Source organism: Salinigranum sp., from assembly GCF_041641895.1.
GTDB lineage: Archaea > Halobacteriota > Halobacteria > Halobacteriales > Haloferacaceae > Salinigranum.
In genome coordinates, this window is sequence record NZ_JBEPXO010000002.1 from 64007 (window position 1) to 78467 (window position 14461).

General features: G+C 68.1%; 17 protein-coding genes and 1 tRNA gene. 11 read left to right on the plus strand and 7 right to left on the minus strand.

The window, feature by feature from the left end; genetic code table 11:
• Positions 1–6 precede the first annotated feature (6 nt).
• Complete coding sequence (locus ACESK5_RS00805; protein ID WP_372909632.1) at positions 7–474, plus strand: hypothetical protein; 468 nt, start codon at positions 7–9, stop codon at positions 472–474.
• A 7-nt stretch (positions 475–481) separates the two neighbouring features.
• Here ACESK5_RS00805 and ACESK5_RS00810 read toward each other — a convergent pair whose 3' ends face one another.
• Entirely contained in the window at positions 482–1423 is a 942-nt protein-coding gene (locus ACESK5_RS00810) for a ketopantoate reductase family protein (protein ID WP_372909633.1), read from the minus strand.
• A 208-nt stretch (positions 1424–1631) separates the two neighbouring features.
• Here ACESK5_RS00810 and ACESK5_RS00815 point away from each other — a divergent pair, with 208 nt between their 5' ends.
• Positions 1632–1796, plus strand: coding sequence for a hypothetical protein (locus ACESK5_RS00815; protein ID WP_372909634.1), 165 nt, complete (start codon positions 1632–1634; stop codon positions 1794–1796).
• A 45-nt stretch (positions 1797–1841) separates the two neighbouring features.
• Here the strand turns inward: ACESK5_RS00815 and ACESK5_RS00820 are convergent, their stop codons facing one another.
• Complete coding sequence (locus tag ACESK5_RS00820) at positions 1842–1976, minus strand: hypothetical protein (RefSeq protein ID WP_372909635.1); 135 nt, start codon at positions 1974–1976, stop codon at positions 1842–1844.
• 210 nt (positions 1977–2186) lie between these two features.
• Positions 2187–3068, minus strand: coding sequence for a homoserine kinase (locus ACESK5_RS00825; protein ID WP_372909636.1), 882 nt, complete (start codon positions 3066–3068; stop codon positions 2187–2189).
• Positions 3069–3241: 173 nt separating this feature from the next.
• Here ACESK5_RS00825 and ACESK5_RS00830 point away from each other — a divergent pair, with 173 nt between their 5' ends.
• Both ACESK5_RS00830 and ACESK5_RS00835 read left to right on the plus strand, forming a co-directional pair.
• Complete coding sequence (locus ACESK5_RS00830) at positions 3242–4615, plus strand: NAD(P)/FAD-dependent oxidoreductase (protein ID WP_372909637.1); 1374 nt, start codon at positions 3242–3244, stop codon at positions 4613–4615.
• 100 nt (positions 4616–4715) lie between these two features.
• Positions 4716–5192 carry a hypothetical protein gene (locus ACESK5_RS00835; RefSeq protein WP_372909638.1) on the plus strand — a complete coding sequence of 159 codons (477 nt, stop codon included), beginning with the start codon at positions 4716–4718 and terminating at the stop codon, positions 5190–5192.
• A gap of 70 nt (positions 5193–5262) precedes the next feature.
• Here ACESK5_RS00835 and ACESK5_RS00840 read toward each other — a convergent pair whose 3' ends face one another.
• Positions 5263–5865 (minus strand): DUF6149 family protein, encoded by a 603-nt coding sequence (locus ACESK5_RS00840; RefSeq protein ID WP_372909639.1) that lies wholly within the window; start codon positions 5863–5865, stop codon positions 5263–5265.
• 231 nt (positions 5866–6096) lie between these two features.
• Between ACESK5_RS00840 and ACESK5_RS00845 the strand changes: the two genes are divergently transcribed.
• From ACESK5_RS00845 to ACESK5_RS00855, 3 genes are all read left to right on the plus strand, one after another.
• Positions 6097–7332 (plus strand): NAD(P)/FAD-dependent oxidoreductase, encoded by a 1236-nt coding sequence (locus ACESK5_RS00845; protein ID WP_372909640.1) that lies wholly within the window; start codon positions 6097–6099, stop codon positions 7330–7332.
• A gap of 156 nt (positions 7333–7488) precedes the next feature.
• Positions 7489–7707 (plus strand): hypothetical protein, encoded by a 219-nt coding sequence (locus tag ACESK5_RS00850; RefSeq protein WP_372909641.1) that lies wholly within the window; start codon positions 7489–7491, stop codon positions 7705–7707.
• 129 nt (positions 7708–7836) lie between these two features.
• The gene (locus ACESK5_RS00855; protein WP_372909642.1) at positions 7837–8256 is read left to right on the plus strand and encodes a hypothetical protein; all 420 of its coding nucleotides are present in this window, start codon (positions 7837–7839) and stop codon (positions 8254–8256) included.
• A 9-nt stretch (positions 8257–8265) separates the two neighbouring features.
• Here the strand turns inward: ACESK5_RS00855 and ACESK5_RS00860 are convergent, their stop codons facing one another.
• On the minus strand, positions 8266–9060 hold the full coding sequence (locus ACESK5_RS00860) for a glycerophosphoryl diester phosphodiesterase membrane domain-containing protein (RefSeq protein ID WP_372909643.1): 795 nt from the start codon (positions 9058–9060) through the stop codon (positions 8266–8268).
• A 118-nt stretch (positions 9061–9178) separates the two neighbouring features.
• On the opposite strand from ACESK5_RS00860, the gene mptA reads away from it, so the two are divergent.
• A complete protein-coding gene (gene mptA, locus ACESK5_RS00865) occupies positions 9179–10111 on the plus strand; it encodes a GTP cyclohydrolase MptA (RefSeq protein ID WP_372909644.1) in 933 nt (310 codons plus the stop codon).
• 162 nt (positions 10112–10273) lie between these two features.
• On the opposite strand, the gene ACESK5_RS00870 is transcribed toward mptA, so the two are convergent.
• On the minus strand, positions 10274–11077 hold the full coding sequence (locus ACESK5_RS00870; protein WP_372909645.1) for a TrmB family transcriptional regulator: 804 nt from the start codon (positions 11075–11077) through the stop codon (positions 10274–10276).
• A gap of 99 nt (positions 11078–11176) precedes the next feature.
• Positions 11177–12799 carry a DUF255 domain-containing protein gene (locus ACESK5_RS00875; protein WP_372909646.1) on the minus strand — a complete coding sequence of 541 codons (1623 nt, stop codon included), beginning with the start codon at positions 12797–12799 and terminating at the stop codon, positions 11177–11179.
• A gap of 88 nt (positions 12800–12887) precedes the next feature.
• On the opposite strand from ACESK5_RS00875, the gene ACESK5_RS00880 reads away from it, so the two are divergent.
• The 3 genes from ACESK5_RS00880 (at position 12888) to ACESK5_RS00890 (ending at position 14459) form a co-directional block, all read left to right on the plus strand.
• The gene (locus tag ACESK5_RS00880; RefSeq protein ID WP_372909647.1) at positions 12888–13745 is read left to right on the plus strand and encodes an SDR family NAD(P)-dependent oxidoreductase; all 858 of its coding nucleotides are present in this window, start codon (positions 12888–12890) and stop codon (positions 13743–13745) included.
• 49 nt (positions 13746–13794) lie between these two features.
• Positions 13795–14316 carry an FxsA family protein gene (locus ACESK5_RS00885; protein WP_372909648.1) on the plus strand — a complete coding sequence of 174 codons (522 nt, stop codon included), beginning with the start codon at positions 13795–13797 and terminating at the stop codon, positions 14314–14316.
• Between the two features lie 69 nt (positions 14317–14385).
• Positions 14386–14459: transfer RNA gene (locus tag ACESK5_RS00890), tRNA-Ile, on the plus strand.
• Positions 14460–14461: the final 2 nt, after the last annotated feature.

Consider the following 14461-nt stretch of genomic DNA (forward strand, 5'->3'; position numbering starts at 1 on the left):
CGCGACGTGGCTACCGGCACTTCTCCCGACCACGCCGGTTCGAGGGTCAACCGACTGCTCGACCGTTCGATTTCGGTCGGCGAGGCCCACACGGCACCCCGCTACCTCACCTGCGCCCGTGAAATCGCGGTCGACGACGACCGCGACCCGGCCTGGCTCCCGTGGCTCGTCGGCGACGTGCTCGCCCGGACTGTCCGCACCGACGACTCTCCGTTCGGCGACCGCGACGCACAGGTCGAACTCGTCGCCCACGTCGCGGCGCTCGCGGTCCACCACCGCTGGAAAACGACGGACGTCCTCGACCTCGACGGAGACGAGTACTTCGAGCGGATCGTCACGGGCGTTCGGACGGTCGGCAGCGACGACCGCCAGTTCCTCGAGCGCGTCGTCCGGAAGACGGCCACGCTCCTCGACGAGGAGTACGTCAGCAGCCTCGCCGTCCTCGACTGGCAGGACGCGTTCGACGTTTCCTGACCCGGATTCACTCTCGCTCTCCCGCAAGCCGTTCGTTCCGCACCGCCCACGGTCTGAGGATCGAATACACCGCCTCCGTCATCGGCACGTCTACGCCTTCCTCGTCGCCGGCCCGCACCACCGCACCGTGTAGCCCCTCCAGTTCCATCCGCTTGTCGTGCGTCAGATCGTAGTGGAGCGACGAGTACGCGTCCTCCTCTATCCCCTCGGCGAACTCCATCCACCGGTCGACCGTGTCCTCGGGCATACCGACGCCCCGCGCGTCGGCGACCGCGCAGACCTCTTCGATCACGCGGCGGTACATGGTCCAGGACTCCTCTACCTCCCTGACCTCGCCGAGTGGGAGTCGAACCGCCGTCGTCAGTCCGGCCTGCGCGCAGATGAACGCCGCCTTCTCCCAGATGTCGGTCTCGATCGTCTCGGAGAGTTCGACTGCGAGTTCGGGGGCCTCTTCACAGGCGTCGAGGAGTCGTTCGGCGCGGTCGCTGCGACGGCCGTCGAGTTCTCCGAAGACGATCTTCGTGGGACCCCCGGTGTGTTCGACGACGCCCGGCGCGCCGATGGTCGAGAAGATGTACGCCACGCCGCCTAGCACGCGCTCTCGCCCCACTTCCTGGGCGAGTATCTCCTCGTTTCCGACGCCGTTCTGGAGCGAGACGACCGCACCGTCGTCGCCGAGTAACGGGCCGAGGCGTACAGCGACGTCGGCCGTGTCGAACGACTTCACACAGCAGAATACGAAGTCGCAGACTCCCACGTCCTCGGGGTCGCCCGTGGCTGCCAGCTCGACGTGGGCGTCGCCTGCGACGCTCCGGAGTTCGAGTCCGTTCTCCTGCAGGGCCCGGAGGTGGTCGCCGCGGCCGATCAGGTGGACGTCGACGCCAGCCTGTGCGAGTCGTGCGCCGACGTACGCCCCGACGCCACCGGGGCCGTACACCGCGACCTTCATACGCGGGCCTTCGACGCTAGCTCGGCGGGGTCGGTCCCTGCGATCACGCTCGCGTGTGGTCGTTCCGTTCGTCGCCCTGACGTCGTGGTGTCACCCCGCCGGTTCGTCGGCATCACAACCTCCATACAGCCGTCTCACACTTGACAGCACCGAACCCCTGGACGGAGTGACAAGACACATTAGCCGCCCAGCCGAACCCTCCTCCCGTATGGGACTGTCACTCGCTGAGTACTGGGACGAACTCGAACCGACCGCACTCATCGTCGTCGGGTTCGTTCTGTTCGTCATTCCCGAACCGGCGACGTCGACCCTGGGCATCGGCCTCATGCTCCTCGGTATCGCCTGGTGGTTCTACGAGTGGGACCGGCCGTAAAAAAACGAGAGACGTCGGAGAGACGGTGCCGGCGCAGTTCGCGAGCTATGCGCCTGGCGCGGAGACGACCGGGGTCGGGTCGTCACCGCCGTTGAGGATGCGGTCGACGATTTCGCCGAAGTCCGGCTTCTCTTCGTCGTCCGCAGGTTCGTCCGACGGGTAGTGCGGTGCGATGGGCATGATGAGCCACCCCGCACGCCCAGCGTTGTGGTTTGTCGGCAATAATGGTTGGGACGTGAGGCCCCGAACGTGCTCCGTAGTGCGTGCGCTGGAGTCGTCGACGGGACTGGTGACTCCGGTGGCCGACTCGTCTCTCCCCGACCGGTCGCTCGTCCTCGGCGGCCGCGCCCCGCCGAAGCGACTTCGTCTGCGGTTTCCACACGCTACCGACTACTGCTCCAGCACTTCGGCTCCGCGACCGATACGTGTCTGGTAGGCGCGGGCGTCGACGCCCACGTCGCTGAACGCGTCGACCATCGCCCCCGCTACCGCCCGGCGGTCCTCGTCGTAACAGGCGGCGATGACTGAGGGGCCGGCCCCGGAGACGGTGACGCCGGTCGCGCCGGCGTCGAAGGCGGCGGTGCGGACCTGCGTGTACCCGGAGATGAGTCCCGCCCGGGCGGGGGTGACGATTTCGTCGGTCATCCCCTCGCCGACGAGTTCGGGGTCCGACCGGCACATCCCGACGGTGAGGGTCGCCGCGTGGCCCACGGTGTCGACGAGGTCCGTCATCTCGGCCGTCGAGGGGACGACCCGCCGCGCGTCGCGGGTCGAGACGGCGATTTCGGGGAGACACGCCACGAGCGGGATGTCGGCGTCGACGGAGGTGATGCCGCCCCCGGACGCGATGGTGAACCCGCCCAGGAGCGACGGGGCGACGTTGTCGGCGTGGGGTTCGCCCGAGACCACCGCCTCGCCCTTGGCCGCGACGGGGACCAGTTCCTCCCGCGAGAGCCCCCGGTCGTACAGTTCGTTCAGCGCGAGGGCGGCCGCGGCCGCCGATGCCGCCGACGACCCCAGCCCCGACGAGGGACGGACGCCCTTGTTGATGTGGATGTGCGCCGGCGCGTCGAGCGCTTCGGCGACGGCCCCGACGGTGTTGCCGTCGGGGTCGGTCGGGATGTACGTCGACCCGACGCCGGTCACCTCGATGGACGTCTCGTCGGACTTCTCGACCCGAACGAGGTCCGCGGGCCGGTCGAGGGCGACGCCGAACACGTCGAAGCCACTCCCGAGGTTCGCGCTCGTCGCGGGTGCCCTGACCGACAGCATGCCCCGAGTTTTACGAACGGCGAGTAAAAAGGTAGCGAAGCGACAGTGTCACCGACGGTCGTGATAACGGCCGACTGCGGCCGTCTCGCGGCCTCTCGAGACGGACGGACCGCCGACGGGTGAGCCGTCCACGAACCACAAGGGCCTAACAGTTCTACCTCGAAGCGCGGGCAATGAAACACGTCGTCGGTGGGGGCATCGCGGGCCTCGCCGCCGCCTACCGCCTGCAACAGCAGGGCCACGACGTCCACGTCTTCGAGGCCTCCGACGCGCTCGGAGGACTCGCCGCGACGTACGGGACCGCTGGTGACCGCATCGAGCAGTTCTACCACCACCTCTCGAAGTCCGAGGAGACCATCGTGGAACTCGCCCACGAACTGGGCGTCGGTGACCGTCTCGAGTGGCTCGTCGGCGAGAACGCCTACTACGTCGACGGCGTCGTCCACCCGCTCGACACTCCCTGGGAGATTCTCGCCTACCCTCACCTGTCGCTGTACGACAAGTTCCGGCTCGGGATGCTCACGCTCGGCGTCGACCTCCGCGAGTTCCCGCCGCGGTTCGACTCCTACGAGTCGCTCGAAGCGTACGAGGACGTCCCCCTCCGGGAGTTCATCGTCGACCACGCCACCGAGGGTGTCTACGAGAACTTCTTCGAACCGCTGCTCGACGCGAAGTTCGGCTCCCGGAAGGACGACGTGAGCGCCGCGTGGCTGCTCGGGCGGATCAAGTTCCGCGGCGAGCGCGATCTGCTCCGCGGCGAGATTCTCGGCTACTTCGACGGCGGCTTCGCGCCCTTCATCGACGCGCTCGTCGACGCGGTCGGTCGGGAGAACGTCACCACCGGTGCGCGCGTGACCGACCTCGCTGTCGACGACGGGTCCGTCTCGACGCTGACCGTCGAAACCGACGAGGGGACGGAGACGCACGACACCGACAGCGTCGTCGTCGCGGCGATGCCGAACGTCCTCGAAGCGCTCTGTGGCTACGAGTGTGACATCGACTTCCAGGGCGCCGTCTGTGCCGTCGTCACGATGGACCGGCCGCTCACGGACACCTACTGGCTGAACATCGCCCACGACGCGCCGTTCGGGGCGCTCATCGAACACACCAACTTCGTGCCGCCCGAACGGTACGGCGGACAGCACATCCTCTACGTCGCCAGCTACATCCAGTCGTACGACGAGCAGCTGTGGCAGGCGTCGGACGAAGAAGTCGAAGAACAGTGGCTCTCCCACGTCGAAGAGATGTTCCCCGACTTCTCCCGCGAGTCGGTGACCCAGTTCCGCCTCGCGCGCAACCCCCGTGCCGCGCCGGTGTACGAGCGGGGCTATCTGGAGAAGGTCGTCCCGTACGACCTGAGCGAGGTGGCCGACGGCCTCTACTACGCGGGGATGGCTTCCCGCGCGCAGTATCCAGAACGGTCGCTGAACGGGGGCATCGTCGCCGGCTTCGAGTGTGCCGACCGCATCGCCGAGCGAGCGGCAGACGGCGGGGAGCCGACGCGCACGGGCGGTCACGTCGGCGAGACGACGCCGCCCGGTTCGTGAGCGAGGACGCGTCCCGCCGCGTCCACGACGGTCACGCGACGGTGACTGTCCGGCAATTCTGACACATAATTGACAAGTGTCGGGCCGTTAGGGCGTCTGCATGAGCGAACACGGTGACGACCACGACCGAGCGGAGACCGACGACCGACACGACACCGACCTCGAAATCGACCGGGAGACGGGCCAGGCGACCATCGTCTACGACCACCCCGAGGAGGGGCGCGTCGAGGAGACTGTCTCGAACGAACAGATCGTCTACGTACAGGACCACTGGGCGTTCGCGTCGGGGACAGACGACGAGGGGAACGACCTGGTTCGGCGGGTCCCACACACCCGCGTCCACTACGTCGAACGGAGCGTCGAGACGTTCGAGGAAGAGGTCAAGACTGTGCGCCGGCGGGTCGAGTCGCTCGCCGACGAGGTCCGACAGAAACTCCCGGTGAACCTCGGGGCCCGTGGAGAACGCCGGGGACGGAACGGGTCGGACGAACTCAATCGAACGTCACCTCAGACCGTCGCCGTCGAGGAGGCGACCGACGGCGACGAGTCTCCCGGTGACTCGGACCGCGACCGGTAGAACGAGAGTCGGGACCGACGAGCGACGGCCGGGACGTGAGTGACGAACGACGACCGGAGCCGACCCGGTTTCAGGCGGTCTTCTCCTCGTCGACGTCCTGCATCCCGGGGGCGGCGGTGACGTCGACCTCCTCGTCGTCGGGATCGATGGCGTCGCCGACGTGGAGGTTCCCTTCCTCGTCCTCGACGTAGACGTCGTCCGCGAAGCCCCCCTCCGCGTGGGGGTGTTTGGGTGCGTCGAGCTTCTCGGGAGTCGACGGTGCGCTCGGGACGGTCCGAGTCCGGAAGTCGCCGAGCGGGTCGTCGATGGTGATGTTCCACTCCTCGAAGAACGCCTCGTAGCGCTCGTAGTGCGCCTCGAGTTCGTCGACGGGGAACTCCATCATCTCGGTCCAGCCGTGGTTGTAGAAGTCGAAGTTGGCCTGGACGTGGGTCACCTCGCGCGCCTCGGCCTCGGTGAACCCCGCGTCGAGCGCGGCGACGTAGGTGTCGAAGGTGCAGTAGAAGAACGCGGCCATGTGGTCCTCCCGCTCCTCGCGGCGGCCCTCGTCGGCCTTCCGGCCGAAGACGTCGACGTGGAGGTCGACGAGTTTGTCGCGGGCGATGTCGCCGACGACGGGGGTGGTGAGGGCCTTCTTCGCCGCCCAGTGCCGGAGGTTCTGGCGTATTTTCATCTCGCTCAGACGTTGGAGCGAACTCGGGTAAGGGTTGCGGCATCGGGGTCGGCAGCCGACCCGTCCCCGGATTCGGTGCGGTCCGAACTCACCGACGCGGCCGGGCCTGTCGAAGAGGCGACCGTCAGAGCGTCCCGGCGCAGAGGGACACGCTCGGCGGCCTCTGACCGATTCTCGTGGATGATGCGTGGATAGCAATCCACATTAACCCCGAACTACAACGTCTCGGATATGACCCAGTCGTATGTGATCATCGGCGACGGCATCGCGGGGTCGTCCGCGGCCGAGACGCTCCGTGAGGAGGCGCCAGACGCCGATGTCACCGTCATCACAGACGAGGGCGAGGCCCTGTACAACCGGATCCTCATCAAGGAGTTCGCGAAAGGCAAACTCCCCGAGGCCCCCATCTCCATCCACTCGGACTCGTGGTACGAGGACCGCGACATCGACCTCCGGCTGAACACGGTCGTGACGAACGTCGACCCCGACGCCCACACCCTCTCGACCCACGAGGGCGAGGAGATCGAGTACGACAAACTCCTCGTCGCCACCGGCGGCACGCCGACCCAGTTACCCGTCGAGAACTCCGACGCCGACGGCATCCACCACTTCTGGACGTTCCAGGACGCCCGCGCCATCCGTGAGCACGCAGAGCAGTCCGACACCGGCGTCGTCGTCGGTGCGGGGCTTCTGGGAATCGACCTCGCCGCCATCTGTGCCGCACAGGGCATCGACGCGCACTACCTGATGCGCGGCGAGTGCTGGTGGCGCTACGCGCTGTCGCCCGACGGTGCCGAAATCATCCACGACGCCCTCGAAGAGCGCGGCGTGAAGCCCGTCTTCGGCTCCGGCGTCGACCACTTCGAGACCGACGACGACGGCCGCGTCGTCGCCACCGTCGACCCCAACGGCGACACCTACGAGTCGGACTTCGTCGGCATCGCCATCGGTCTCGACTTCAACGTTGAACTCCTCCAAGACACCGACGTCGAGTGCGACGACGGCATCGTCGTCGACGAGTACATGCGGACGAACGACGACGACATCTACGCCGCCGGCGACATCACGCAGTTCCACGACGTCATCCTCGGCGAGCAGACCCAGAACGGCGCGTGGGGGTCGGCGAAGGAGCAGGGCACCATCGCCGCGAAGAACATGATCGACTACGGCTCCGAGGAGTTCCGCTGGGTCTCGTCGTACTCCATCACCCACTTCGACTTCCCGTTCCTCTCGTTCGGCCACCCGACGCTCGGCGACGACGAGGCGGAGCGCAAGTACGAGGACAACACCTGGCGGCGCATCACGTTCAAAGACGGCAAGATCATCGGCGGCGTCCTCGTCGGCGACCTCTCCGCGCAGTCGGCGTACAAGAAGCTGATGCGCGAGGAACGCGTCGTCTCCGACCAGAAGGACGTCCTCCTGGAGAAGCGCGTCGACCTCGACAAGGTGGCGCCGGCCCAGCAGTAACGCCGACGACACGCCGCGCTCGGCCGCCCCTCCCGCCCGGACTCCCCGGTCTCTCTCCTCTCCGGCGCCCGGTCAGTTCTCCCGACGCCCTCGCGGTGTCGACCGACTGTCGTTTTCGGGACAACGCTTATGCGTCGTTGTGTGTTACGATAACACATGTCACGATCTGCCGGACCGACGCTCGACGGGTCGGTCACCCTCGTTCCGACTTCGAAGGTGAACGCGAGCGACGAGGTTCGCCACTTCGACCAGCTCACCTCCCGAGCGAAGCGGGTCGTCGTCGCCGCTGCCGAGGGGCGGTCGTCTCCCGTCTCTGCCCCGTCCCTCGCGACGGTCGACGTCGTCGTCTTCACCGACTACTACCGCGTCGAGTGACGCCGTCGGCGGTCCCTTCGAGAACCCGCCCCACCGGGGTGGTGGCGTCGTCCACTGACGGACAGCCGACAGGGCGGACTCCCTGTCCGGAAGCGAAGCCGTTTTTCGCCACGCCCCGCTTCAGTGAGTATGGACGGCGGTGATTCGAGCGGCACGATGACGCTCGCCTTCGAGTTAGCGGCGCTCAAAGCGCTCTCTGACCCGACGGCGGCGTTCTCGGACGCTCGCCAGTGGACCAAGTACGTCGGCGTCGTAAGCGAACAGCCGACGTACGTCGTGACGAACTACACCCGGAAACACCGCATCAGACAGGACTTCTTCTCCGGTCCCCGCGGCGTGGTCGAGAGCCTCGAGAACGTCAAACGACAGTTCGACACCGACCGCCACGTCTACGTCGGCACCACGGAGGAGGACCGCGCGGCCGCCGAGGAGACCGACTGGGAGTACCTCCCGGTCGAACAGGCCGCCGAGGCCGCCGACTGGCCGCTCGGCGGCGAGGACCCGGAAGACGACCCGTTCGAGGATGACGGCCGCGACGACTGGCCCTGAGCAGACTGCTCAGGCGCCCAGCGTGCCCGTCGGTGGCCGTGTTCCCCGTGACTCCGGACCGGGCCCGTCGCGCAGCTGGACGAACGCGTCGGAGAGGACGGCCAGCAGGTACAGCGTCGAGACGACGTTCACCGTCCCGACGGCGAGACTGACGAGGCCGCTCGTCCCCGCGCCGAAGGCGACGCCGAGCGCCGTCCCGAGCACGACGTTCACGAGGAACGTCACGACGAACACGACTCCTAGAAGGACGAGAACGAGGAGGAACAAGCGGATTCGGTTCCCCTTCGTCAGCCGCCAGCTCCGGCGCATCGCCGTGACGAAGTTCTCGTCCTCGGCGGCGACGTACTGCAGCATGAACAGGAGGCCGACGTAGGCGACGACTCCCGGGACGACGAGCAGGAGCGTCCCGAGGAAGACGACGAGACCGAACGCGATTCCGCCGACGGCGACGTTCGCCACGGCGAACACCATCCGGTCGGTCAGGAACCGCCGGGGGACCCGCTCGCGTTCGCCGGCGACGAACGTGCGGACGGCGACGACGGTGACGGTGGCCGCGGCGAGCAGCGCGACGACGACCAGTACGCCCGCGACGGCGTCGGGGACTGGGAGCGTGACGAGGTTCGGGACAGTCCCCGCCGGCGCACCCGGCGGCAACAGACCGGTGACAAGCGACCGGAGCAGGGTGTTGAAACTCAACTGGTAGACGAGCATCACTACCGTGTACGCGGCGAGGACCGCGAGGCCGGCCCGACTCAGCAGGTGGCCGGCCCCGCGTCTCAGGGCGGGACCGAGTTGGAGGGACATGCACACGCGACTCCACGACGACCCGACAAAATGCTATCGGTACAGTGATATATTGTGGCAGACGACGGCGGTTCGACTCATCGAAAGTCATAATCGAACCCGGTCCTTGACTCCGGTAATGAGTCACCAACTACCTGACGTACAGGCAGCGCGGCCCGACGTCACCGTGGGGCTGAGCCAGGTCGGCGTGACCGGCGTCGAGAAGCTCGTGAAAATCGCCCGCAACGGGAAGCGGCCGCTCGTCCTGATGGCGGAGTTCGAGGTGTTCGTCGACCTCCCTGGGGGGCGCAAGGGCATCGACATGAGCCGGAACATGCAGGTCATCGACGAGATTCTCGAGGACGCCGTCTCCGAACCCGCCTACCGAGTCGAGGACGTCTGCGGCGACGCCGCCGAACGGCTCCTCGCCAAGCACGACTACACCTCCACCGCGGAGGTCCGCATGGAGGCGGAACTCATCCTCAAGGAGGACACGCCCGAGAGCGGCCTCGCGACGCAGTCGAGCGTCGACATCATCGCCTCGGCGGTGGCGACAGCGGAGGGCACCCGCGAGGAAATCGGCGCCCGCGTCGTGGGGATGACGGTCTGTCCCTGCTCGCAGGGGATGTCCGCCTCCCGCGCCCGGGACACTCTGCTCGACCTGGGCGTCGACGAGGAGACGACGGAGGAGTTCCTCGACGCGGTCCCCCAGCCCGGTCACTCACAGCGCGGCCACGCCACGCTCACCGTGACGAGTAACGGGTCGCCCGACGTCGACCTCATCGACGTCGTCGACATCGCCCGCGACTCGATGAGCGCACGTATCTACAACCTCGCGAAGCGCCCCGACGAGGACCACATGACCTACCACGCCCACGCCAACGCGAAGTTCGTCGAGGACTGCGTGCGGTCGATGGCCGAGCAGACCGTCGACACGTTCGACCACCTCCCGGACGACGCCGTCGTCCACATGAAGCAGTCGAACGACGAGTCCATCCACCAGCACAACGCCCACGCCGAGCGCGAGTTGACGATGAAACAGCTCCGCGAGGAACTGGAACACGACGCGTAACTCGGATCGGGTCGGGTCGGGCCGGGCCGGGCCGGGTCCAGCTCCGTCTCTCGCCCGGGTCGCTCCGCCACGGCACCGCTCTCTGGGCTCTCCGGCTCTCTCCGCTCTGTCTCTCCTCGCTGCTCGTTCGCTCGTTCGGCTTCCCCCGCCGGCTCCGACCGTTCACAGCGACAGCGGCTCCGCGTCGGTCCACTGCTCGTCGAACGTCGTCCGCAGGTTCGAGGCGAACTCGGGGTCCGTGAGGGCGATGAGCGCGAACGCCTGTGTCGGGTCGAGCGGGTTCGGCACGTCGATACAGACCTCGACGTCGTCGATGAGGTGGAACGACCCCGAGACGGCGTCGTCGACGCGCGCCTCGAAGGCGTCGTCCGTCACCAGCCGACCGTGGTAGTCGTCCCAGACCGTCTCCGGGACGAAGTCGACGAGGTCCGGCGAGAGGAGCAGCGACACCTCGACACCGCGGTCGAGCGCCTCGTCGAGGCGGTCGACGACCTGCTGGCTCACCCGACCGATGTCGAACTGCGGCGAGGGCGTCCCGATGACCATCACGAGTCGCTGGTCGGCGGCCGCCAGTCGCTCCACGAGCAACTCCGCGCTGTCCTCGGGCCCGACGGCAGCCGTCCAGAACTGCTCGTCGGTCGGCCGGTGTGCGTCGAGTTCGGTCGACAGTTCGGAGACGATAGACTCGTACTGTCGTGCTTTCCGCTCCAGTTCCGTCTTCTTGTCGTTGAGGAGACGTTCGAGTCCCGTCTCGGGCTCGACGCCCACGTACTTCTTCGGTCGACTCGACGCCTGACTCCGGACGAGCCCGAGCTGTTCGAGTCCGTTGAGGACGTCGTACACCCGTCCCATCGGGACGTCGCTCGCCCGCGAGAGTTCCTTCGCCGTCGCCGGACCGAGACGGAGCAGGGCCCTGTACGACCGCGCCTCGTACTCGGACAGCCCGAGGTCGCGCAGTGTCGCCATGTTCGCACACGTCGTTCACCGAGTAAAAACGCGTCGCCGGTTCATCGACTCCCGGCCCCGAACGTTGGAGTCAGCGCCTGAGTGTGGCGCTCCTCCCGACTACTGGAGCGCCGACACCGCCGACATCAACTCGTCCGGGGTTGTCGCCGTCCGGGCGTCGTCACCGACGTGGACCGTCGCGTCGTCGCCGTCGCCGGGGACGACGACCTTCTCGTGGTCGGCGACCCGGTGTGCCGCCCGGTGGAGGTCGCTCCCGCGAGGGACGTCGATGACCAGGTCGGGCCGACAGAGACGCGCCGCGACGGCCCCGTAGCCGGCCACCTGGATGCCGATGCGGTCCCGGGCCCCGGCGAACGCCGCGACGGTGTCGTGCGCCACGTCTCTGTACCGTTCGTCGCCGGTGAGTGCCGCGAGGTCCAGACAGACCTCCGCGAGTTCGACGTTGTCGTCGATGGGACGGAGCGGCCGGTCGACGAGACCGGCCCCCGTCGCGGGGCCGTCGCGGAACGACCCCTCGTCGTGGAGCGTCTCGATGGCGTGGTCGACGACGGCCCGTGCGGTGTCGACGCCCTCGCCGAGCACCTGTTCGGCCCGACAGAAGGCGGCCGCGACCCGTGCGTGCTCGGAGAGGAGTCCGCGCTCGCCCGTCTCGTCGCCGTCGCGGTAGCGGAGGACGACGCCGTCGTCGACGAGTTCCTGGTCGAGGTGGTCGAGAATCCGCTCGGCGGCGTCGCGTGCGTCCTCGTCGTCCGTGTACGCGGCGAGCGTGAGGAACGCCTCCGCCGCGAGGCCGTTGTCGCCGGCGTAGACGGTCAAATCGCGGCGCGGTGGGGCGGCGTCGGCGCGCTCCTCGGCCGGGAGGTCGTAGTAGTCCGACTCCTCCGCCGGGCCGAGACTCCCACCGACGGCCTGTCCCGTCCAGAGGTCGTCGGTCAGGAAGTCGACAGTCGCCGCCGCCGTCTCCCGGTAGGTGTCGTCGCCGGTGTAGAGGTAGCCGTTCGCGTACGCGCGGACGAGCGCCGCGTTCGTCGCGAGCAGCTTCTCGCGCTCGACGTCGCTCCAGTCGCGCGTCGTCGCGTAGCGGAAGAAGCCGCCGTCGACGTCGTCGAACAGGTTCCGCTCGGCGACGTCGAGCGTCGACAGCGCCTGGTGGCGCGCCCGCTTGAACGCGAACTCGACGGTGCGGGGCATGGGGAACTTCGCCTCCCGGCCCCACCCGCCGAAGTCGGAGTCGTACTGTACTTCCAGTTGACCGGCGAGGTGTTCCTCGATGGTCGTCGTCACCTCGCCCGCGGGCGTGGGGTCGCCGGCCAGTGCTCGCGGGACGCTCCCGGCCGCCTCACCGCGTTCGACCCACGTCTCGCGCATCCGGTCGAGGACCTGCTTCATGCCGTCGGGACCGAGGTACGTCGTCCCCGTGAGCACCTTCCCGTCGGGGGTGCAGAACACCGTCGACGGGAAGCTGCCCATGTTGTACCGCTCTCTCACCCGGGGGTGACGGTCGACGTCGACGCGCACCGGGACGTAGCTGTCTCTGATGACGGCGGCGACGCGCGGTGCCGCGTACGTCTCGCGGTCCATCTCGTGGCAGGCGCTACACCACGTCGCGGTCAACGAGAGGAGCACGGGCACGTCGCGCTCGCGCGCCTCCGCGAAGCTCTCTTCGCCCCAGTCGCGCCAGTCGACGCCGACCGACGGCGCGTCCCTGCCCTCGTCGTTCATGCTCGCGGCTGGGTGACGGAGGGGTAAAGCCCCTCGGGATTCCCCCGCGAGTCGGAAGGCTCTCGGCCACCCCTCTCGACGGTCCTGTATGTCCTCGCTCTCGAACACTACCGCGCTCGTCACCGGCGCGTCCCGCGGAATCGGTCGCGGTATCGCCCTCGCACTCGGCGACGCGGGCGCGACGGTGTACGTCACCGGTCGTAGTGTCGGCGCCGACCGTACCGACGACCTCCCCGGGACTGTCGACGAGACTGCCGGCTCGGTCACGGAACGCGGTGGCCGCGGCATCGCCGTCCAGTGTGACCACACCGACGACCGACAGGTCGAGGCGCTGTTCGAACGCATGGACCGGGACCACGACCACGACCACGGGTCGGGGGGCGGACTCGGTCTCCTCGTCAACAACGTCTGGGGTGGCTACGAGGGCTACGGCGAGTCGTTCGACGGCCCGTTCTGGGAGCAGCCGATCGAGACCTGGGACCGCATGTTCGACGCCGGTGTCCGCGCTCACTTCACCGCCTCTCGGCTCGCCGTCCCCCGACTGCTCGACGCGGACGGCGGCCTCGTCGTCACCGTCTCCTCCGGACACGGCGGACGGTTCCGTGGAAGCGTCCCGTACGACGTCTCGAAGACCGCCACCGAACGGCTCACGAAGACGATGGCGCACGAACTCCGCGACACGCCGGTCTCCGCAGTCGCCGTCCAGCCGGGGTTCACGCGCACGGAGCGCGTCCTCGACGCCGTCGACGAGGACGAGGAGGTGCTCGCGGGGACGGAGTCGCCACTGTACACCGGCCGGGCGGTGGTCGCGCTCGTTCTCGACGACGGTGTCGCGGACCGGTCGGGCGGCGTCTTCCGCGTCGGTGACCTCGCCCGCGCGTACGGCTTCACCGACGTCGACGGCACGCGACCGGCGCCGTTCGACCTCCCGGGCGACCCGCTGTAGCCGTACCCAGTGCAGAAAGGCTATGCGTCCCCGCCAGCAAACTCGGAGCATGCCACGAACGCGCTGGCTCATCGCGTCCCTGCTCCTCATCCCGCTGGCGGACGCGCTGTTGCTGGTGGTCGTCTCGGACTTCATCGGGTGGAAAGCCACCGTCGCGCTCGTCGTCCTGACGGGCCTCGTCGGGATGCTCCTGGTCCGTGCCGAGGGGCGACACACCCTCCGGACGCTCCAGCGGAAGGTCCAGACGGGTGACCTCCCGACCAACGAACTCCTCGACGGCGCGTTGCTCATCGCGGCCGGTGCGTTCCTGCTCACGCCGGGGCTCGTCACCGACACTATCGGGTTCCTCCTGGCCGTCCCGGTGACGCGCTACCCCATCAGAGAGGCGCTCAAACGCCTCGTCGTCCAGCCGTACCTCGACAAGCGGATGGACGGCTTCGTCTCCGGCAACGTCTGGACGGCTGGGTTCCCGCAGGAGGAGTTCACGGGGCCAGGGACAGGGTCGGGGTCGAGTTCCAGCGGCGACTACGTCGACGTCGACGGCGGCACGGTGAACGACGATAACCGGTGACGGCGCGGTGCTGAGCGGGAAAGGAAACCCTTAAACAAACCAGCGCGCAACGACTGAATGCGCTCACCTGGGCCAATAGCTCAGTCAGGTTGAGCGCTCGGCTGATAACCGGGAGGTCCGCGGTTCAAATCCGCGTTGGCCCACC